Here is a 19,146-nt window from a genome sequence, read left to right on the forward strand (position 1 = left end):
CATTTGGAGAGACGCAGTGTCCCAGAAATTCTTCGAACGCCATCAGCCCCTGCTGGAACAAGCCCTGGCCGCCGCCGCGCTGCGCGGCTACTGGAGCCCGTTCGCCGAGTCGCCCAGCCCCCGCAACTATGGCGAGACCGCCAATGACGACGGCCGCGCCGCCTTCGAGGCGCTGCGCGGCAAGCCGTTCCCGCTGAACCTGCATGACGCCGACGGCACCGTCGGCGGCGAAAAGTCGCCCTACGGCTTCGACCTGGGCATCACCTATCCGCACGTGCCCGCCGCCAAGCTGGTGGCCGCATCCAAGCGCGCGCTGCAGGACTGGCGCCGCGCCGGCCCGCAGGCCTGGGTGGGCGTGTCGCTGGAAATCCTGGCGCGCCTGAACAAGCTGAGCTTCGAGATGGCCTACGCCGTGCAGCACACCACCGGCCAGGGCTTCATGATGGCCTTCCAGGCCGGCGGCCCGCACGCGCAGGACCGCGGCTTCGAGGCCGTGGCCTACGCCTGGCAGGAAATGTCGCGCATCCCCGGCGTCGCCATCTGGGAAAAGCCGCAGGGCAAGAACGATCCCATCCGCATGGAAAAGCACTTCACCGTGGTGCCGCGCGGCGTGGCGCTGGTGATCGGCTGCTCGACCTTCCCGACCTGGAACGGCTACCCCGGCCTGTTCGCCAGCCTGGCGACCGGCAACACCGTCATCGTCAAGCCGCACCCGGGCGCGATCCTGCCGCTGGCGCTGACCGTCAAGGTGGCGCGCGAAGTGCTGCAGGAAGCCGGCTTCGACCCAGACGTGGTGCTGCTGGCCGCGCATACCGCCGAGGAAGACACCGCGCGCCAGCTCGCGCTGGATCCCGCGGTCAAGATCATCGACTTCACCGGCAGCACCGCCAACGGCGACTGGCTGGAGAACAATGCCCGCCAGGCGCTGGTCTACACCGAGAAGGCCGGCGTCAACCAGGTCATCATCGATTCGGCCGCCGATCTGAAGGGCGTGGCGCGCAACCTGGCGTTCTCGCTGGCGTTGTATTCGGGCCAGATGTGCACGGCGCCGCAGAACATCTACGTGCCGCGCGACGGCATCCAGACGCCGGAAGGCCGCGTCAGCTTCGATGAGGTCGCCGCCGCCCTGGGCGCCGCGGTCGACAAGCTCGGCGCCGACGCCGCCAAGGCCGTCGAGCTGACCGGCGCGATCCAGAACGAAGGCATCGTCGAACGCATCGAGAAGGCGCGCGCGCTGGGCCTGCCGGTGGTGGCCGACAGCAAGGCGCTGACGCACCCGCAGTTCGAGAACGCCCGCGTGCGCACGCCGCTGCTGCTGCGCACCGAGGCCGGCAACCCCGCCATCAGCCAGGAATGGTTCGGCCCGATCGCCTTCGTGGTCGCCACCGATTCCACCGCGCACAGCATCCAGATCGCGCGCGACAGCGTGATCGAGCACGGCGCGCTGTCGCTGTCGGCCTACACCACCAGCAACGAGGTGGCCGAGCAGGTGCAGGAAGCGGCGGAAGAGTCCGGCGTGTCGCTGTCGCTGAACCTGACCGGCGCGGTGTTCGTCAACCAGACCGCGGCATTCAGCGACTTCCACGGCACCGGCGCCAATCCGGCGGCCAATGCGGCGCTGTCCGACTCGGCCTACGTGTCCAACCGCTTCCGCGTGGTGCAGACGCGCCGCCATATTTGAACGGTGGAACGGGACATGACCTATCAAGACATCCAATTCGAACTGGCCGACGGCATCGCCCGCCTGACGCTGAACCGTCCGGACAAGCTCAACAGCTTCACCGCCAACATGCACGCTGAAGTGGCGGATGCGCTGACCCGCGTCGAGACCGAGGGCGCGCGCGTGCTGGTGCTTACCGGCGCCGGCCGCGGCTTCTGCGCCGGCCAGGACCTGAGCGAGCGCAAACCCGCGCCCGACGGCACGCCGCCCGACCTGGGCGAGACCGTCGACAAGTTCTACGCGCCGCTGGTGCGGCGCCTGAACGCGCTGCCGATGCCGGTGGTGGTCGGGGTCAATGGCGTGGCGGCGGGGGCGGGCGCCAACCTGGCCTTCGCCGGCGACATCGTCATCGCCAAGGAATCGGCCAACTTCATCCAGTCGTTCTGCAAGCTAGGTCTGATCCCAGACACGGGTGGCACCTTCGTGCTGCCGCGCCTGGTCGGCCGTGCCCGCGCCATGGGGCTGGCGATGCTGGGCGACAAGCTCAGCGCGCGCCAGGCCGAGGCCTGGGGCCTGATCTGGCAATGCGTGGCCGACGACGCGTTCGACACGACCCTGGAAAACCTGGCGCAACATTTCTCGCGCGCGCCGACCAAGGGCCTGGCCTTCACCAAGCGCGCCTTGCAGGCCAGCCTGGGCAATGACCTGGCGACCCAGTTGGACCTGGAGCGCGACATGATGCGCGAACTGGGCCGCAGCGCCGACTACGCCGAAGGCGTGGCCGCGTTCCTGGGCAAGCGTGAACCGCAGTTCAAGGGGCAATGATGAGCAGCACGCACGTTCCGCCCGTGGAGGCGCCGACCGATCCGCAGGAACTGGCGCAGGCCGTGGGCACGGTGATGTATGCCGGCGACGCGGCCTCGCAAGGCCTGGACATGAAGGTCGAGGAAATGGCGCCCGGCTATGCGCGCCTGACCATGCGGGTCCGTCCCGACATGCTCAACGGCCACAAGACCTGCCATGGCGGCTTCATCTTCGCGCTGGCCGACAGCGCCTTCGCCTTTTCCTGCAATTCGCGCAACGTCAGCACCGTGGCGTCGGGCTGCACCATCGATTACCTGGCCCCCGGCTTCGAGGGCGACCTGCTGACCGCGGTGGCGCAGGAGCGCTCGCTGGCCGGGCGCACCGGGGTGTACGACGTGACGGTCACCAACCAGGATGGCCGCAATGTCGCCCTGTTCCGTGGCCGATCCTATCGCATCAAGGGGCAGATCGTCGGCACGCCGGCCGAGGCTTGAACGCGTCAACCAACCAGAGACAAGACCACCGGCCGAGGCGGGCGCGCGGCGCGCCCCCCGGATCGGAGGATGCATTCCAGGAGAGAGATAACCATGTCCAACACCATGAGCAAGCCGGGGCTGGACCCCATCGAGCATGCCAGCCAGGATGAGCTGCGCGCGCTGCAGCTCGAGCGCCTGAAGTGGTCGCTCAAGCACGCCTACGAGAACGTGCCGCACTACAAGAAGGCGTTCGACGAGATCGGCGTGCATCCGGACGACCTGAAGCAGTTGTCCGACATTTCGAAGTTCCCCTTCACCACCAAGAAGGAACTGCGCGAGAACTATCCGTTCGGCATGTTCGCGGTGCCGCGCGAGCGCATTTCGCGCATCCACGCCTCCAGCGGCACGACCGGCAAGCCGACCGTGGTGGGCTACACCCAGCGCGACCTGGACAACTGGGCCAACCTGGTGGCGCGCTCGATCCGCGCGGCCGGCGGCAAGCCCGGCGACACGGTGCACGTGGCCTACGGCTACGGCCTGTTCACGGGCGGCCTGGGCGCGCATTACGGCGCCGAACGCCTGGGTTGCACCGTCATCCCGATGTCGGGCGGGCAGACCGAAAAGCAGGTGCAACTGATCAACGATTTCCGTCCGGACATCATCATGGTCACGCCCTCCTATTTCTGCAATATTCTGGAGGAGCAGCGCCGCCAGGGGATTGATCCGCGTCAAAGTTCGCTGCGCATCGGCATCTTCGGCGCCGAGCCCTGGACCGGGCAGATGCGCGCCGATATCGAGGCCGAGGCCGGCATCGACGCGGTCGACATCTACGGCCTGTCCGAAGTGATGGGCCCGGGCGTGGCCAGCGAGTGCGTCGAGACCAAGGACGGCCCGGTGGTGTGGGAAGACCACTTCTACGCCGAGATCATCAATCCGGATACGGGTGAGCCCGTGGCGGACGGCGAGCCGGGCGAACTGGTGTTCACCTCGCTCACCAAGGAAGCGATGCCCATCATCCGCTACCGCACCCGCGACCTGACCCGCCTGTTGCCGCCCACCGCGCGCAGCATGCGCCGCATCGGCAAGATCACCGGCCGCAGCGACGACATGCTGATCGTGCGCGGCGTGAACATGTTCCCGACCCAGGTCGAGGAACTGGTGCTCAAGATCGCGCAACTGGCGCCGCATTATCAGTTGGTGCTGTCGCGCACCGGCAACATGGACGAGCTCGAGATCCTGACGGAAGTCCGCGCCGAGTTCTCGACCCTGTCGGACGCCGAGCGCGCCGCGCTGGGCAAGCAACTGCAGCATGCGGTCAAGACGCACATCGGCGTCAGCGCCCGCATCCAGGTGTCGGACGCCGGCCACGTCGAGCGCACGCTGACCGGCAAGGCCCGCCGTGTGATCGACAAGCGTCCCAAGGGCTGAGCGCGCTGCGGGTCCCGCCGCCGGCAACGGGCGCGGCGGCCACATCGCCATGAAAAAGCAGCCCTCGGGCTGCTTTTTTTCGCGCCGTCGCTGCCCGTCGGGCGCGCCGTCAGGCCTGCCGCGCCACGTCGCGCACGATGTGGCGGTACCAGAAGTGCAGCAGCGTGGCCGACAGCGCCAGACCGACCATAGCCATCAGCCACATGCTGCCCGCCCCCTGCGGCGAGCCGGGCACCAGGATCTCGCGCAGCCCGTCCAGGCCACCGCGCCCCGGTCCGAAACCGAACCACCAGCCGCCGACCAGGCCGACGCCGGCCAGTGCCACCGTCTGCAGCAGCAGCGGCACCACCGCCACCTTGTAGGCGCGCAGCAGGTAGGAGTTGATGCACTGCATGGAGTCGAACAGGTGGAACAGCGGCAGCACCGCCAGCAGCGTGGTCGCCACCGCGGCCACCTGGGAATTATCGGTGTAGGCCGCCAGGATCAGCGGGCGACCTGCCAGTAGTACTACCGCGGTCAGCAGGGCGCCCATCAGCCCCAGCGCCAGGCCCGCCATGCCGGTGCGGTGGGCATGCGCGAGGTTGCCCGCGCCGATCGCCTGCGCCGTCAGTGCGGCGGTGGCCACGCCCAGTGCCATCGGCATCATGTAGCACAGCGCGGCCAGGTTCGACATGATCTGGTGGCCGCCAGTCACGAAAGTGCCCTCGCGCGCCACCAGCAGGGCCATGAACGTGAAGGCCGAGACTTCCACCAGATACGAACCGCCCATGGGGATGCCCAGCCGCAGCAGTTCTTTCAGCGTCTTCCAGTCGGGCCGGCCGACGTGCAGGTGGAAGCGGCGGTAATAGCGGTCGTGGGTGATGACCCACAGGCCCAGCCCCAGGCTCATCCACGAGACCACGGCGGTGGCCAGCCCGGCGCCGGTGGCGCCCATCGCCGGCAGGCCCAGGCTGCCGTAGATGAACAGCCAGTTGAAGAAGGCCTTGAAGCCGATGGCGGTGAGATTGATCGCCATCACCAGCTTGGGCCGCGACACCGAGGTGCCGAGCGCGTAGATGGTGCGGAACACCAGCGCGGCCGGCAGTGCCAGGATCAGCGCGCGCAGGTACGAGGCGATGCGCTCGCGCACCCCGGGATCGACGTTGCCGGACATCGACAGCCAGAAGTTCGGGAACAGCATCAGGATGGCGCCCACCGCTGACAGGCCCAGCGCCAGCCACACGCCCTGGCCCCAACTACGGCCGACTTCGCGATTGTTGCCGGCGCCGAAGTGCTGCGCCAGGATCGGGATGAGGGCGTGGACCACGCCCATCAGGCCCACGAACACGGTGATGTAGATCGACGCGGACAGCGCCATCGCCGCCAGGTCGTTGGCGCTGGCGTGGCCGGTCATGGCGGTATCGAGGACGCCGAACGAGATGCCGGCCCATTGGCTCACCAGGACCGGCCACGCCTGTTTGGCGATGTTGCGCAGGGTGGCGCCGAAACCGGGCGCCGCCGGTTGGGCAGGCGTCATCGGGTGGGGCCGACTCGCAGCAGGCGGAACACTTCCTGGCGATCGGCGCGGCGCCCGCCTTGCCACAGCACGTCGGCGCTGTCGCTGTAGGCGGCGGTGTTGTCGCGCAAGCTCTGGTTGGTGGTCTGCTGCAGCACCAGCGTGCACTTCGAATCGAACGTGAACGTCAGGTTGTTGAAGATCAGGAACGAGGCGCGCTGTCCGCTGCCCAGGCTCAGGCCGCGCACGCATTCGCCCGGCCGGATGTTCTGTTCAATTGCCTGCGCCAGTTCGCCGGATACCGTGCGGTAGCTGCGGGCGTAGTCGACCGCCGGCTGCCACAGCAGCACCAGCAGGATCCAGGTAACGGTCAGGCCGCCGGCCGATAGCACGGTGCCGCGCCACAACGCCTGGGGCTTGACCCGCAGGCGCCAGACCACCAGCGCGATCCAGCCGATGGTGAAGGCCACGCCCAGGGCGAAGGCGGTCCAGGAAATGACGGGCTCGTAGCCGGTGGTCTGGCGGCCGATGTTCCGGGCGATCTGCGCCGGCCAGTGAAAGTGCAGGGCGATCCAGCCGAGCCACGCGGTGGCGGCGGTCAGCGAAAAACACATCACGGCGAACCAGTCCAGCGTGTTGACCACGCCGCGCCGCAGGGTCGGCAGCGAGAACGCCCCCAGCACCGCGCAAGGCACGGCCAGCAGCACGTATTCGGAGTCGCTTGCCTCGTCCAGCCCGAACAGCACCAGGGCCGAGCAGATCAGCAGCATCAGCGGCACCCAGATGTGCGGCGCATAGATCCAGGCGCGCCAGCGCCAGATGGCCAGCAGGGCCAGCGGCCAGGTCGGCCACAGGTACCAGGGCAGGTCGCGCAGCGTGCGGCCCACATCGTGCAAGGTGGGCACGGCGAAGGACGCCAGGTTCCAGGTCTTCCAGTTGCGGATCCAGTATTCGCTGCTCTGGCTGGCCGGGATCCACCAGGCCAGGATCAGGACGGCGGCGACCAGCGCGGCCCAGGGCAGCCAGCGCTTGCATTTCCAGAGCGGCCCGCGCGGATAGAACGCGAGCAGGGCGGCGACCATGATCGGCAGGGCGCCGATCCAGCCGCGCGTGAGGAAGCTGGCCGCCAATGCGATGCCCAGCGTGGTCGAGCCGGTGACGGGGCGGTCCACGGTGCGCGCCAGCGAATAGAAGGCCAGCGCCTGGCACGCCATGATGGCGGGCACCACCGTGGTTTCATGGGTGCGCTGCAGGATGCCGACCGTGGCCAGCAACAGCAGCAGGGCGGCGTCGGCCAGCATGCGGCCGTAGTCGCGCGGCTCCGGTTCGCCACCGAAGGGCAGCGCCAGCGGCTGGGCTTCGGCGCGGCGGCCGAGCAGGTAGGTGCCGTACCAGACGCTCATGGCCGTCACGCCAAACCACAGCAAATTGGGCAGGCGACCGGCGGTGATGTCGCCGATGAGGGGGCCGAACAGCCAGATGCTGATCGCGCCGATCCAGGTGATCAGCGGACCTTCCTCGGCATGCGCCAGGTGCCCCACTTGCGGCAGCAGCCAGGTGATCCCGCCTTCGCGGATGGCGGTGATCATCGTCGCCAGCCCGACCGCGTCGTCGGTCTTCCACGGGTCGCGCATGAACAGGCCGGCGACGATATACGCCAGGGCCAGCCCCAGCAGGATCAGCCTGGGCAGTTTCGCGGTGGCCACGGACGTCAGCCGGGCCGGAGTGGAAATGGAAAGTGGGGACACGGGCGTTAATGTAACCGAGAGATCGGGAAGCGCCAGCCCCCGGGTTGCCGACGGGCAGGGTCAGGGGAAAAAAAAGCAGCCCGGAGGCTGCCTTTTTGCTGTGACTCCCGTAGGAGCGACAGGATCAGGAAGCGGACTTGACCGTGCCGGCGGTGCGGGCGAAACGGGCGCGGAACTTTTCCACGCGGCCGGTTTCGACGATACGCGTCTGGGCGCCCGTGTAGAACGGGTGCGATTCGGAGGTCACGTCGCACTTGAAGAGCGGGTACGTCTTGCCATCGAGTTCGATGGTTTCACGCGTCTGGACGGTCGAGCGGGTGATGAACTTGCTGCCCGTTTGCAGGTCGGCGAAGACGACTTCGCGGTATTCGGGGTGAATGCCTTCTTTCATGGTGCTTTCCTAGGACTCCCAAGGGAGTCATGTCAAAAGTTAGGGTCGCCAGCACGAACCGCTTTCAGGCGTTCTTGCCACGTATCCGAAAAGTAACTGTGCATTCTAGCATGGGAATCGCCGGCAGCGGCACGCAATCCGGGCGCTCTGTCAGGGAGCGCCCGGCTTTTCATCTGGGGACGGATGATATCGCCGATCACAGATCGGTGCGCAGTTTCCAGATTTCCGGGAACAGCACCACTTCCAGCATGCGCCGCAGGTAATCCACGCCAGAAGTGCCGCCGGTGCCGCGCTTGAAGCCGATGACGCGCTCGACCGTGGTGACGTGGCGGAAACGCCACAGGCGGAAGGCGTCTTCCAGGTCGGTCAGCTTTTCGCCCAGTTGGTACAGGTCCCAGTAGCGCTCGGTGTCGCGGTAGACCGTCAGCCAAGCCTGCTCGACGCCTTCCGAGGCCTGGTAGGGCTGGGTCCAGTCGCGCTCCAGGCGGTCGGCGGGGACCGCCACGCCGTGCCGCGCCAGCAGGCGCAGCGATTCGTCATATAGCGACGGCGCTTCATAGGCACGCTGCACCTGCGCCAGCAGGTCGGCGCGGTGCGCATGCGGCTTGAGCATGGCGGCGTTCTTGTTGCCCAGCAGGAATTCGATCTGGCGGTACTGGTAGCTCTGGAAGCCGCTGGAGCGCGCCAGATAGGGGCGCAGGGCGGAGTACTCGGGCGGCGTCATGGTCGCCAGCACGTCCCAGGCGTGGACGAGCTGTTCCATGATCTTGCTGACCCGCGCCAGCATCTTGAATGCCGGTTGCGGACGGTCCGCCGCCAGATTGGCGATGGCGCCGCGCAGCTCGTGCAGCATCAGCTTCATCCAGAGTTCGCTGGTCTGGTGCTGGATGATGAACAGCATTTCGTTGTGCTCGGGCGACAGCGGGTGCTGCGCGCCCAGCAGTTCGTCCAGGTGCAGGTAATCGCCGTAGGTCATGTCGCGCGTGAAATCCAGTTGCGCTTTTTCCTCGTGGACGATGTCTTCGGGGCGTTGGGCTTGGCTCATGCGAGGCCTCCCTGGCAGGGCGGCGCGGCGCGGCGGGCGGACGCGGGCAGGCTGCGCCAGCCGGTGAACGGCAGGCGGGCGCAGGCCAGCGCCATGCGCGGGTGGAGCGGTGTGGTCATGATCTTGCTTCTCGAATGGGGACGGCCGGGCGGGCGGCGTGCAGGTCGCGCCGCGTTGCGCACGGCCGGCCCGTGGCCGGTGTTTCAGCCCAATTCGCGCAGGACGGCGCGCACCGGGCTGGCATCAGCCTGGATCAAAGCCAGCGGCAGTGCGATCAGTTCGTAATCGCCCTGCGGCACATCGTCGAGCACCAGATTCTCCAGTACTCGCATGTCATGCCGCAGGATGGCGTGATGGCTGTCCAGGGTCTTGCTGGATGCGGGGTCGATGCTGGGGGTGTCCAGCCCGATCAGCATGACGCCGCGTTCGGCCAGCCATTCGATGGTCTGGGGCGCGTAGGCCGAGAAGTCGTCCGTCCACCATTCCTGCGCGGCGTGCTTGGCGGTGCGCACCAGGATGCGCGGGGGCAGGTTGTCGGCGGCGTGGAGCAGGTGCTCCGGGGTGATCAGCGGCCCGCAGTCGATGGCGTGGATGACGCGACAGGGGCCAAGAAAGGGTTCGAGCGAGACCGCGCCGATGGCGGCGCCGCCGTTCTGGTAGTGCAGCGGCGCATCGGCGTGCGCGCCGACGTGCGGCGACATCGTGATTTCGCTGACGTTGACGGGACAGCCGGGCTCGAGCGACCACTTCCATTGCTGGCGATACGGGGTATCGCCAGGAAACACGGGCGAGGCCGTGGAGACGGGAGGGGAGATATCCCACAGGCGTTTCATGGAAGGCGCGCGGTCGCGGAAGCGGAAATTAGGTTAAGCCTAAAACAATATCGGGCCGTAGTCTAACGAATTCCCGCCGCACGCGCAGCCCGTCAGAGGCGGCCGTGTTCCGCCATCGAGGAGACGTCGTCGCCAGCGACGATCAGGTGGTCGACCAGGGCGATGTCGACCAGCGCCAGCGCCTGCTTGAGGTGGCGCGTGAACGCCAGGTCCGCCGCGCTGGGCTGGGCCAGGCCGGATGGGTGGTTGTGGGCGATGATGAGCGCCGCCGCGTGATGGCGAAGGGCCTCGCGCACCACCTCGCGCGGGTACACCGAGGCTTGGGACAGCGTGCCGCGGGCCAGTTCGCCGCTGGCGATCAGCCGCAACTGGCTGTCCAGGTAGAGCGCGATGCAGTGTTCGACCCGGCGGTGGGCCAGCGTAACCTTGCAATATTGTTTCACTCGCGACGGATGATCGAGGGTGCTGGCGAGCGTCAGTTCCTCCTCGATGGCGCGCTTGGCCAGTTCCAGGATCGCCGCCAGGGCGCAGGCCTTGGCCGTGCCCAGGCCGGGCACGGTCAGCAGCTCTTCCGGGGTGGCTCCCAGCAGCCCGCGCAGGCCGCGGAAGCGGTCCAGCAACTGGCTGGATAGATCCAGCACGTTCAGCCCGGGCACCCCGGTGCGCAGGGCGATGGCGAGCAGTTCGGTATTTTGTAACGCCGAGGCGCCCAGGCGCAGCAGGCGCTCGCGGGGACGGTCGTGTTTCGACACCCGGACAGACAATTTCATAAGAGGCTCTAAAATCAGGATTCACTTACTGTCTGAATACGGTGGCAGATCTTGAGCATCGCCTCTAACGAAATGAATGTTTTGGTCCGTCCGGACTCCTACCTGACGCTGCACTACCGCATCACCCTGGCTTCGGGGCCGGGCAAGGATTCGGTCTTCACCGATACCTTCGACGGTCGTCCTGCCACGCTGCAGATGGGCAGCGGCCAGTGGGCGCCGGGCCTGGAAACCGCCTTGCTGGGCAAGGCCGAGGGCGACCGCTTCAGCGTCACGCTGGAGCCCGCCGACGCCTATGGCGATCGCAACCCCGAGCTGATCCAGCGCGTCACGCGCAAGATGCTCGCCGAGCACGCGGGCGCCGACGCCACGTTCGAGCCCGGCGACCTGGTCGAGTTCGCGGCGCCCAACGGCGGCCGCTATTCGGGCGTCCTGAAGGAAATCAACGAGGAATCGGCGTTGTTCGATTTCAACCACCCGCTCGCGGGCATCAGCTTGCGGGTCGACGTGGCGCTGCTGGGAGTCCTCTGATGAGCCAGGTTGTCACCGCCGCCGGCGCCGAAGTCCTGCTGGCGCAGCCGCGCGGCTTCTGTGCCGGCGTCGATCGCGCCATCGACATCGTCGAGCGCGCGCTCGAACTGCACGGCGCGCCGATCTACGTGCGCCACGAGATCGTCCACAACCGCTACGTGGTCGAAGACCTGCGCGCCAAGGGCGCCATCTTCATCGACGAACTCGACGATGCCCCCACGGGCGCCATCGTGGTTTTCTCGGCCCACGGCGTGTCCAAGGCGGTGCGGGCCGAAGCCGAGGCGCGCGGGCAGCAGGTGTTCGATGCCACCTGCCCGCTGGTGACCAAGGTGCACATCGAAGTGGCACGCATGCGCGCGGCCGGCCGCGAGATCATCATGATCGGCCACAAGGGCCATCCGGAGGTCGAAGGCACGCTGGGCCAGGCCCAGGGCGGCATGTACCTGGTCGAGACCGTCGAGGACGTGGCCGGCCTGCAGGTCACCGACCCCGAGAACCTGGCGTACGTCACGCAGACCACGCTGTCGGTGGACGACGCCGCGGCCGTGTCCAAGGCGCTCAAAACACGCTTTCCCAGCATCGTCGAGCCCAAGAAAAGCGACATCTGCTATGCCACCCAGAATCGCCAGGACGCGGTCAAGGTGCTGGCGCCCGAATGCGACCTGGTGCTGGTGGTGGGCAGCCCCAACAGCTCCAACTCCAACCGCCTGCGCGAAGTGGCGGACCGCAAGGGCGTGGCGTCCTATCTGATCGACGGCGCGCATTCCATCGACCCGGCCTGGCTCGAGGGCCGCAAGCGCATCGGCGTGACCGCCGGCGCGTCGGCGCCCGAGATCCTGGTGCAGCAGGTGATTGCGCGGGTCAAGGAACTGGGCGCCGTGTCGGTGCGCACCATGCCGGGCCTGGAAGAGAACGTGGCCTTCCCGTTGCCCAAGGGCCTGTCGCGCAAGGCCGCGCAGACCGAATCGCTGGAATAGGCGCGACGCCCCTGGCGCGTCGTCCGGAACAAGAATCGAGGAGACTTCATGCAGTTGTACAGCTATTTCCGCAGCTCGGCCGCCTATCGTGTGCGCATCGCGCTGAGCCTGAAGGGTCTGCCGTACGAATACCTGGCTGTGCACCTGCTCAAGGACGGCGGCCAGCAGTTGTCGGCCGACTACCGCCAGGTCAATCCCACCGCCCTCGTGCCCACGCTGGTCGATGGCGACGCCGTCATCGGTCAGTCGCTCGCGATCATCGAGTACCTCGAGGAAACGCATCCGCAGCCCCCGTTGCTGCCGGCGGACGCGATCGGCCGCGCGCGCGTGCGCGACCTTGCGCTGGGCATCGCCTGCGATACCCATCCGCTGAACAACCTGCGGGTGTTGAAGTACCTCAAGCACACGCTGGGCGTGGACGAGGCCGCCAAGACGGCCTGGTATCAACACTGGGTGCGCCAGGGGCTGGAAGCCCTGGAAGCGCAATTGGCCGGCTCGGCCGCCACCGGCGCGTTCTGCCATGGCGACACCCCGACCATCGCCGACCTGTGCCTGGTGCCACAGGTGGCCAACGCCCGCCGTTTCGAATGCGACCTGAGCGCGATGCCCACGGTCGTGCGCATCGACGCCGCCTGCCGTGCCTTGCCGGCCTTCGAGGCCGCCGCGCCGGGCAGGCAGCCCGACGCTGAATGAGCCGCGGGCCGGCCGGGATGTCTTCCCGGCCGGCCCGCCGCATGCCTGTCGATCAGGCTCAGCCCAACTGCACCGGCACGAAGATCTTGTCTTCGCCGCGCTGCACCAGCAGCGCCACCGTCTTGCCAGCCTTGGACAGCGCGTCCTTGACCTGGCCGATGTTGTGCACCGGCACGCCATTGAGCGACAGCAGCACGTCACCCGGCTGGATGCCGGCCTTGGCGGCCGGTCCCGCCGACTGCTCGATCAACAGACCCTGAGCGCCCGCCGCTTCCTGCTCCTGCGGCGAGAGCGGGCGCAACGCCAGGCCGAGCTGCCCCTTCTGCACGTCGCGGCTGTCGCCGGCGGTCTGGGTCCGGTCCTTCGGCACGCCGCCCAGCGTCGCCACGACTTCCTTGGGGGCGCCGTTGCGCCACAGGTCCAGCGTGATCTTCTCGCCCGGCGTGGCCAGCGTGATCAGCGACGCCAGGTCGCCGGACGACACGATGTTGCGGCCGTTGATCTTGCGCACCACGTCGCCCGGCTGCAGGCCGGCCTTCTCGGCCGCGCTGCCTTTCTCGACGCTGGAGACCAGCGCGCCGGACGGCGTATCGAGCTTGAACGAGTTGGCCAGGTCCTGGTTCACCTCCTGCACCGTCACGCCCAGGCGCGCATGCTGCACCTTGCCGTGTTCCAGGATCTGGTCCTTGATCTTGTACGCCACGTCGATCGGGATCGAGAACGACAGGCCCTGGAAACCGCCGGTGCGGCTGTAGATCTGCGAATTGATGCCGACCACTTCGCCGCGGTCATTGAACAGCGGGCCGCCGGAGTTGCCGGGGTTCACGGCCACGTCGGTCTGGATGAATGGCACCGATGTGTCGTCCGGCAGCGAACGTCCCTTGGCGCTGACGATGCCCGCGGTGGCGGTGTTCTCCAGGCCGTAGGGCGAGCCGATGGCCAGCACCCATTCGCCCACCTGCAACTGGTTGACGTCGCCGACCTTCACCACCGGCAGGTTCTTGGCGTCGATCTTGATGACGGCCACGTCGGTCTGCGGATCGGCGCCCAGCACCTTGGCGCGGAATTCGCGGCGGTCGGTGAGCTTGACGGTCACTTCTTTGGCGCCCTGCACGACGTGGGCGTTGGTCAGGATGACGCCGTCGCTGCTGACGATGAAGCCCGAGCCTTCGCCGCGGATCGGCACCTCGCGCGACGGCATGCCGCCGCGCGCGCCGGGGATCTGGCCGAAGAACTGGGCGAACGGGTCGTCGTCGTCGTCGTCGGACACTTTGCGGGTGCCGCTGATGCTGATGTTGACGACGGCGGGGCCATAGTCACGCGTGATCTGCGCAAAGTTGGGAGCGCCCATGGGGGCGCCCGGCGTGGAGGCTCCCGGTGCCGCGGTGGCGGCCACGGCGGACGGCGCGCTGGCCGCCATCGAAATGCCGCCGAACGCGGCGGTAGCGCCGGCGCCGCCAATGGCGCCGGCAGCCAGCAGCGCCAGCACCAGGCGCGAGGGGTTCATCTTCGAGGTCTTCATGTCGGCTCCTGCGTCATGTTTGGGGACATGGCGCTATCTTCGGGCCTGACACTTAGGTGAATCTTAAGTCGCCGACTGCGGCGGCGGAAACACCACCCGGGCCCGCAGGCCCGGACCGCCGGGAACGTCCTCGAGCGTGATGATTGCGTCATGGCGTTCGGCGATCGCGCGGGCGATCGCCAGGCCCAGGCCGCTGCCGGGCTGGGTGTTGCCGTCCAGCCGGTAGAAACGGTCGAACACGCGGGCGCGCTCGGCCGGCGGGATGCCCGGGCCATTGTCGTCGATCAGCAGCCGGGCGCCGTCCGCCGGCGTGTCGAGCCGGATCGCGATATGGCCGCCGGCGGGGGTGTATTTGATGGCGTTGTCGAGCAGGTTGCGCGCCAGCAGCACCAGGTCGTCGCGGCGTCCGCGCACCATGGCCTGCGGCGCGCCGTGCAGCTCGATGCCGATGTCCTTGGCGTTGGCCGCGGGCAGCGTCTCGGACAGGGCCAGGCGCACCACGTCGGCCAGGTCCACCGTCTCGGCGGGCGGCTGTTCGGCGTGGTTCTCGTGGCGCGCCATCGACAGCAATTGCTCCACCAGCCGCGTGGCGCGCTCGATGCCCGCCGCCAGCCGTTGCTCGGCGACGCGGCGGCTGGCATCGTCGCTCGCGCGGCGCAGCGATTGCAGTTGCAGGTTCAGCGCCGCCAGCGGCGAGCGCAGCTCGTGCGCGGCATCGCCGACGAATTGCTTCTGCTGCGCGAAGGCGCCGCGCATCCGTTCCAGCAGCAGGTTCAGTTCCTGCATCAGTGGCCGGATTTCATCGGGCAGGTCGGGCACATTGATGGGCGAAAGGTCCTCGGGCCGGCGGGCTGCCACCTGCGCCCGCGCGCGCTTGACGGGCCGTAGCGACCAGCTCACCACGCACCAGACGATCAGCATCAGCAGCGGCGCCGCCGCCGCGATCGGCGCGACCGTGCGCCAGGCCAGCGCGCCCGCCATGCGCTTGCGCACCTGCATGTCCTGCGCCACCTGGATCACCTGGAACGGCGTGGCCAGCGAGTAGACGCGATAGGTGCTGCCTTCGACTTCGGCGTCTGCGAAACCCAGGACGATCTGGTCGGGCAGGGGGCGGCGCGAGCGCGAATTGAACACGCGCACGCCATCGGGCGTCCAGATCTGGATGATGAGGTCGTCGGCCATCGGCGTGGCCGACCCCTTGGCGTGTGCCGGTCCCATCCGCAGCAGCCCGTCGCCGGTGCCGAGCGACAGCGCGGTGCGCTGCAACAGCGAATCGAAGATGTCGTCGGCCTGCTGCAGGGTGCTGCGATAGGCGATGACGCCCTGCACCAGGGCGCCGACCGCGATCGCGGCCAGCAGGAAGAACAGCAACCGGGCCCGCAGCGAATAGCTAAGCGGAATGCTCATGTTTTGGGAATGACATAGCCGACGCCTCTCACGTTCTGGATCAGGTCCTGACCGAGTTTCTTGCGCAGGCCATGAATATAAACCTCGACCGCGTTGCTGCTGACGCTGTCTTTCCAGCTATAAAGCTTTTCCTCGAGCTGGGCGCGCGAGAAGATCATGCCGGGGCGGGCGATCAGCGGCTCCAGCACCGCCCATTCGCGCGCGGTCAGCGGCACCGGCGTGCCGTCGACCGTGGCGGCGTGCGATTGCGGGTCGATGACGATGCCGTCGTGCTCGAACACCGGCTCGGCGCGCCCGGCGCTGCGGCGGATCAGGGCGCGCATGCGCGCCAGCAGCTCATCGAGATCGTAGGGCTTGACAATGTAGTCGTCGGCGCCGGCGTCCAGACCCGCTATGCGGTCGCTGACAGCGTCGCGCGCGGTGGCGATCAGGACGGGGGTGCGGTCCTTGCGGCCGCGCAGGTCGCGCAGCAGCGACAGGCCGTCGCGGCGCGGCAGCCCCAGGTCCAGCAGCACGAGGTCATAGGGATCGGTGCGCAGGGCCAGTTCGGCCGCATGGCCGTCCTTGACCCAGTCGACGGCGTAATGTTCGGCGCGCAGGCAGTCCAGCACGCTTTCACCGATCATGGTGTCGTCTTCGACGAGAAGGATGCGCATGATAGTCGTCGCCGTGTGGTGTCCAGCGGATTGGACGTGCGCGGCGAGGCCGGAGTTCCCGCAAGGGCGGGGCTGCGGGCCGAGGGCCGTTGCGCCGCGCCAGGCGGAAATGAAAAAAGCAGCCCGCGGGGGCTGCTTTTTGAATTCTGGTGCCGGCAATAGGAGTCGAACCTACGACCTTCGCATTACGAATGCGCTGCTCTACCAACTGAGCTATGCCGGCAAGACCATTTGCTTCGTTTCCGGCAAGCCAGAGCTTCAGCAAAACATCTTTTTCTTCGCCATTTCATGCCCTGTTTATGGGGCCTGATTTGGAAAGACCGAAATCATATCAGAGTTTCTTGGCGATGGGAAACTTGCGATGCGTGTGGCGCGAAAAAAGGTCCGATTTGCACACTTCGAATTTTTCCTTCATAATCTCGTTTCTTAGCAGTTCCCCGATAGCTCAGTCGGTAGAGCGACGGACTGTTAATCCGCAGGTCGCTGGTTCGAGCCCAGCTCGGGGAGCCAAAGAATTCAGGGCCACTCACGCAAGTGAGTGGCCCTTTTGGTTTTTATTGCTTTGGTTTTGTCGCGCGCGTTCGCGCGGGGTGCTGTGCTTGTTACCCGTCCTGATCGTTGCGGACTTGCTCCCGGAGGCGTGGCGCGCGTAAGATTTGTTATGTAATAACATTTCTTTTTGGTGGGTGTCATGCGGATAGGCAACGAAGAGGCGGGGCCGGGGCCCTGTGCGGGAGCGGATGGGCGGGCGGATGCGCGCTTGCCGGTGACCGTGTTGTCGGGCTTTCTCGGCGCGGGCAAGACCACCTTGCTCAACCATGTGCTGAACAACCGCGAGGGGCGGCGGGTGGCGGTCATCGTCAATGACATGTCGGATGTCAATATCGATGCCCGGCTGGTACGCGAGGGCGGCGCGGCGCTGTCACGGGCGGACGAAAAGCTGGTGGAGATGAGCAACGGCTGCATCTGCTGTACGTTGCGCGAGGACCTGTTGATCGAGATCCGCCGCCTGGCTGCCGAGGGGCGCTTCGATTACCTGTTGATCGAGTCCACTGGCATCTCGGAGCCGCTGCCGGTGGCCGAGACCTTCACCTTCCGCGATGAGGACGGCCTGAGCCTGTCCGATGTGGCCAGGCTGGACACCATGGTCACGGTGGTGGATGCCTTCAATTTCCTGCGCGACTACGCCAGCCATGACCGTCTGGCCGCGCGTGGCGAAACGCTGGGCGAGGAAGACGAGCGCACCGTTGTCGACCTGCTGATCGAACAGGTCGAATTCTGCGATGTCATGGTGCTGAACAAAACCGATCTCATCACGGCGGACGAGCTGGAGCGGCTCGAGGCGATCCTGCGCCAGCTCAATCCACGCGCCGACGTCGTGCGCGGCGAGTTCGGCCGGGTGCCGCTGGCGCGCGTGCTGGACACGGGGCGCTTCGATTTTGAGGAGGCGGCGCAGGCGCCCGGCTGGCTCAAGGTGTTGCGCGGCGAGCACACGCCCGAAACCGAGGAATACGGTATCGGCAGTTTCGTGTTCCGCGCGCGTCGCCCGTTTCACCCGCAGCGCCTGTGGGATTGTTTTCAAGAAGAGTGGCCCGGGGTGGTGCGCTCCAAGGGCTATTTCTGGCTGGTGACGCGGCCCGCGTTCGCGGCCTCCTGGTCGCAGGCCGGCCCCGTCTCGCGGCATGGCGCGGCCGGGTACTGGTGGGCCGCGTTGCCGCGCGATCGCTGGCCGGAAGACGCCGAGTCGCGCGCCCGGATCGTGGCCGATTGGGATCCCATCTATGGCGACCGCTGTCAGGAGCTGGTGTTGATCGGGATTGGCATGGATCAGGAGGCGTGGACGGCGCGGCTGCAGGCGTGCCTGATGACGCAGGAAGAAATGACCCGTCCGGCGACCGAATTGGCTACGATTCGGGATCCGTTCCCCGTCTGGGGCGCGGCGCAATAGCGAGGGCGGGCAAAAGTCCGTGGGGTGATGGCAGCGGAAGGCGACAAGCGCATCGGCGTGACGGTGATTTCGGGGTTTCTGGGCAGCGGCAAGACGACGCTGCTCAACCGCCTCCTGCGCGAGCCGGCCTATGCCGACGCCGTGGTCATCGTCAATGAATACGGCGACATCGGCGTGGACCATCATCTGGTCCGCCTGGCGCAGGACAACATCGTGCTGATCGAGGGCGGCTGCCTGTGCTGCGTGGTCAGCGGCGCGGTGGCCGACACCCTGCGCGAGCTGTTCATGCTGGCGCTCAATCGCCGTATCAAGCCGTTTCGCCGGGTGCTGATCGAGACCAGTGGCCTGGCGGATCCGGCGCCGGTGCTCTTCACGCTCAAGCACGACCGCTTCCTGGCCGAGCGCTATGCCTACCGGGGCGCCATCGTGGTGGTCGATGTGCGTCACGGGCCGCTGCAGATGGAGACTCAGCCGGAGGCGCTGCGGCAGTTGGCCTTGGCCGATACCGTCGTTCTCAGCAAATCCGATTTGGCGGATGTTGCGCAAACGCGCGCGGTGGAGCAGGCCGTGGCCGCGGTCAATCCGGGCGCGCGGCGCTGCGTGCAGCGCACCGATGCGCCATTGGTCGGCGCGTTGCTGGAGGGGCCTGACACGCAGGCGCGGCGCGATGGCGCCGAGCTGGCGGGCTGGCTGCGGGCGTTCGCCAAGCCGATGGTCGGGCGTCATGCGCAGGTGGCGAGCTTTTCGCTGGCGCTGGTCGCGCCG

Annotated in this window: 19 protein-coding genes and 2 tRNA genes; 10 read left to right on the plus strand and 11 right to left on the minus strand. The window is 67.4% G+C overall.

Features of this window, described 5'->3' with window-relative positions; all coding sequences use genetic code 11:
- Window positions 1–16: 16 nt before the first annotated feature.
- The 4 genes from paaN (at window position 17) to paaK (ending at window position 4,368) form a co-directional block, all read left to right on the plus strand.
- Window positions 17–1,681: a phenylacetic acid degradation protein PaaN gene (gene paaN, locus SB816_RS18090; RefSeq protein WP_410547350.1), complete on the plus strand. Its 1,665-nt coding sequence runs from the start codon at window positions 17–19 to the stop codon at window positions 1,679–1,681.
- Between the two features lie 15 nt (window positions 1,682–1,696).
- Entirely contained in the window at window positions 1,697–2,485 is a 789-nt protein-coding gene (paaG, locus tag SB816_RS18095) for a 2-(1,2-epoxy-1,2-dihydrophenyl)acetyl-CoA isomerase PaaG (protein ID WP_054484665.1), read from the plus strand.
- Window positions 2,485–2,958 carry a hydroxyphenylacetyl-CoA thioesterase PaaI gene (gene paaI, locus SB816_RS18100; protein ID WP_049072392.1) on the plus strand — a complete coding sequence of 158 codons (474 nt, stop codon included), beginning with the start codon at window positions 2,485–2,487 and terminating at the stop codon, window positions 2,956–2,958. The genes paaG and paaI overlap by 1 nt, the downstream gene beginning before the upstream one ends.
- A gap of 93 nt (window positions 2,959–3,051) precedes the next feature.
- Window positions 3,052–4,368 carry a phenylacetate--CoA ligase PaaK gene (paaK, locus tag SB816_RS18105; RefSeq protein WP_049072393.1) on the plus strand — a complete coding sequence of 439 codons (1,317 nt, stop codon included), beginning with the start codon at window positions 3,052–3,054 and terminating at the stop codon, window positions 4,366–4,368.
- A gap of 109 nt (window positions 4,369–4,477) precedes the next feature.
- Here the strand turns inward: paaK and SB816_RS18110 are convergent, their stop codons facing one another.
- The 7 genes from SB816_RS18110 to radC form a co-directional block, all read right to left on the minus strand.
- On the minus strand, window positions 4,478–5,884 hold the full coding sequence (locus SB816_RS18110) for an MATE family efflux transporter (RefSeq protein ID WP_144655016.1): 1,407 nt from the start codon (window positions 5,882–5,884) through the stop codon (window positions 4,478–4,480).
- Entirely contained in the window at window positions 5,881–7,611 is a 1,731-nt protein-coding gene (locus SB816_RS18115; RefSeq protein ID WP_064526913.1) for an ArnT family glycosyltransferase, read from the minus strand. Before SB816_RS18115 ends, SB816_RS18110 begins: the two co-directional genes overlap by 4 nt.
- 124 nt (window positions 7,612–7,735) lie before the next feature.
- The gene (locus SB816_RS18120; protein ID WP_006388310.1) at window positions 7,736–8,002 is read right to left on the minus strand and encodes a type B 50S ribosomal protein L31; all 267 of its coding nucleotides are present in this window, start codon (window positions 8,000–8,002) and stop codon (window positions 7,736–7,738) included.
- A 196-nt stretch (window positions 8,003–8,198) separates the two neighbouring features.
- Window positions 8,199–9,047, minus strand: a complete 849-nt coding sequence (kynA, locus tag SB816_RS18125) for a tryptophan 2,3-dioxygenase (protein WP_054501427.1) — start codon at window positions 9,045–9,047, stop codon at window positions 8,199–8,201.
- Window positions 9,044–9,166, minus strand: a complete 123-nt coding sequence (locus SB816_RS18130; RefSeq protein ID WP_258955704.1) for a hypothetical protein — start codon at window positions 9,164–9,166, stop codon at window positions 9,044–9,046. The genes kynA and SB816_RS18130 overlap by 4 nt, the downstream gene beginning before the upstream one ends.
- Window positions 9,167–9,250: 84 nt before the next feature.
- Window positions 9,251–9,880, minus strand: a complete 630-nt coding sequence (kynB, locus tag SB816_RS18135) for an arylformamidase (RefSeq protein WP_054501426.1) — start codon at window positions 9,878–9,880, stop codon at window positions 9,251–9,253.
- Window positions 9,881–9,972: 92 nt separating this feature from the next.
- Window positions 9,973–10,650, minus strand: coding sequence for a RadC family protein (gene radC / locus SB816_RS18140; protein WP_054501425.1), 678 nt, complete (start codon window positions 10,648–10,650; stop codon window positions 9,973–9,975).
- Between the two features lie 51 nt (window positions 10,651–10,701).
- On the opposite strand from radC, the gene SB816_RS18145 reads away from it, so the two are divergent.
- The 3 genes from SB816_RS18145 to maiA are packed head-to-tail and all read left to right on the plus strand — an operon-like array spanning window position 10,702 to window position 12,848.
- Window positions 10,702–11,178 (plus strand): peptidylprolyl isomerase, encoded by a 477-nt coding sequence (locus SB816_RS18145; RefSeq protein ID WP_175142229.1) that lies wholly within the window; start codon window positions 10,702–10,704, stop codon window positions 11,176–11,178.
- The gene (gene ispH / locus SB816_RS18150) at window positions 11,178–12,155 is read left to right on the plus strand and encodes a 4-hydroxy-3-methylbut-2-enyl diphosphate reductase (protein WP_410547351.1); all 978 of its coding nucleotides are present in this window, start codon (window positions 11,178–11,180) and stop codon (window positions 12,153–12,155) included. Before SB816_RS18145 ends, ispH begins: the two co-directional genes overlap by 1 nt.
- Window positions 12,156–12,203: 48 nt before the next feature.
- Window positions 12,204–12,848 carry a maleylacetoacetate isomerase gene (maiA, locus tag SB816_RS18155; protein ID WP_064526911.1) on the plus strand — a complete coding sequence of 215 codons (645 nt, stop codon included), beginning with the start codon at window positions 12,204–12,206 and terminating at the stop codon, window positions 12,846–12,848.
- A gap of 58 nt (window positions 12,849–12,906) precedes the next feature.
- Here maiA and SB816_RS18160 read toward each other — a convergent pair whose 3' ends face one another.
- From SB816_RS18160 to SB816_RS18175, 4 genes are all read right to left on the minus strand, one after another.
- The gene (locus SB816_RS18160; protein ID WP_054501422.1) at window positions 12,907–14,370 is read right to left on the minus strand and encodes a DegQ family serine endoprotease; all 1,464 of its coding nucleotides are present in this window, start codon (window positions 14,368–14,370) and stop codon (window positions 12,907–12,909) included.
- Window positions 14,371–14,433: 63 nt separating this feature from the next.
- The gene (locus SB816_RS18165) at window positions 14,434–15,777 is read right to left on the minus strand and encodes an ATP-binding protein (RefSeq protein ID WP_175142231.1); all 1,344 of its coding nucleotides are present in this window, start codon (window positions 15,775–15,777) and stop codon (window positions 14,434–14,436) included.
- On the minus strand, window positions 15,774–16,433 hold the full coding sequence (locus SB816_RS18170; RefSeq protein WP_054501420.1) for a response regulator: 660 nt from the start codon (window positions 16,431–16,433) through the stop codon (window positions 15,774–15,776). Before SB816_RS18170 ends, SB816_RS18165 begins: the two co-directional genes overlap by 4 nt.
- Before the next feature lie 147 nt (window positions 16,434–16,580).
- Window positions 16,581–16,656: transfer RNA gene (locus SB816_RS18175), tRNA-Thr, on the minus strand.
- A gap of 211 nt (window positions 16,657–16,867) precedes the next feature.
- Between SB816_RS18175 and SB816_RS18180 the strand changes: the two genes are divergently transcribed.
- From SB816_RS18180 to SB816_RS18190, 3 genes are all read left to right on the plus strand, one after another.
- Window positions 16,868–16,943: transfer RNA gene (locus SB816_RS18180), tRNA-Asn, on the plus strand.
- A 181-nt stretch (window positions 16,944–17,124) separates the two neighbouring features.
- Window positions 17,125–18,381, plus strand: coding sequence for a zinc metallochaperone GTPase ZigA (gene zigA / locus SB816_RS18185; protein WP_410547356.1), 1,257 nt, complete (start codon window positions 17,125–17,127; stop codon window positions 18,379–18,381).
- A 27-nt stretch (window positions 18,382–18,408) separates the two neighbouring features.
- A partial coding sequence (locus SB816_RS18190) for a CobW family GTP-binding protein (RefSeq protein ID WP_410547352.1) occupies window positions 18,409–19,146 on the plus strand: 738 nt, incomplete at its 3' end.

The organism is Achromobacter sp. SIMBA_011 (assembly GCF_046535435.1).
Taxonomy (GTDB): Bacteria; Pseudomonadota; Gammaproteobacteria; order Burkholderiales; family Burkholderiaceae_B; genus Achromobacter; species Achromobacter dolens.

Bases quoted from the DNA above. Each gene is read 5' to 3' on its own strand.
- kynB (WP_054501426.1), bottom strand. From the start codon at position 9,880: ATGAAACGCCTGTGGGATATCTCCCCTCCCGTCTCCACGGCCTCGCCC.
- paaK (WP_049072393.1), top strand. From the start codon at position 3,052: ATGTCCAACACCATGAGCAAGCCGGGGCTGGACCCCATCGAGCATGCC.
- SB816_RS18110 (WP_144655016.1), bottom strand. From the start codon at position 5,884: ATGACGCCTGCCCAACCGGCGGCGCCCGGTTTCGGCGCCACCCTGCGC.
- SB816_RS18120 (WP_006388310.1), bottom strand. From the start codon at position 8,002: ATGAAAGAAGGCATTCACCCCGAATACCGCGAAGTCGTCTTCGCCGAC.
- zigA (WP_410547356.1), top strand. From the start codon at position 17,125: ATGCGGATAGGCAACGAAGAGGCGGGGCCGGGGCCCTGTGCGGGAGCG.
- SB816_RS18160 (WP_054501422.1), bottom strand. From the start codon at position 14,370: ATGAAGACCTCGAAGATGAACCCCTCGCGCCTGGTGCTGGCGCTGCTG.
- SB816_RS18130 (WP_258955704.1), bottom strand. From the start codon at position 9,166: ATGACCACACCGCTCCACCCGCGCATGGCGCTGGCCTGCGCCCGCCTG.
- radC (WP_054501425.1), bottom strand. From the start codon at position 10,650: ATGAAATTGTCTGTCCGGGTGTCGAAACACGACCGTCCCCGCGAGCGC.
- SB816_RS18170 (WP_054501420.1), bottom strand. From the start codon at position 16,433: ATGCGCATCCTTCTCGTCGAAGACGACACCATGATCGGTGAAAGCGTG.
- ispH (WP_410547351.1), top strand. From the start codon at position 11,178: ATGAGCCAGGTTGTCACCGCCGCCGGCGCCGAAGTCCTGCTGGCGCAG.
- paaG (WP_054484665.1), top strand. From the start codon at position 1,697: ATGACCTATCAAGACATCCAATTCGAACTGGCCGACGGCATCGCCCGC.
- paaI (WP_049072392.1), top strand. From the start codon at position 2,485: ATGAGCAGCACGCACGTTCCGCCCGTGGAGGCGCCGACCGATCCGCAG.
- maiA (WP_064526911.1), top strand. From the start codon at position 12,204: ATGCAGTTGTACAGCTATTTCCGCAGCTCGGCCGCCTATCGTGTGCGC.
- kynA (WP_054501427.1), bottom strand. From the start codon at position 9,047: ATGAGCCAAGCCCAACGCCCCGAAGACATCGTCCACGAGGAAAAAGCG.
- SB816_RS18165 (WP_175142231.1), bottom strand. From the start codon at position 15,777: ATGAGCATTCCGCTTAGCTATTCGCTGCGGGCCCGGTTGCTGTTCTTC.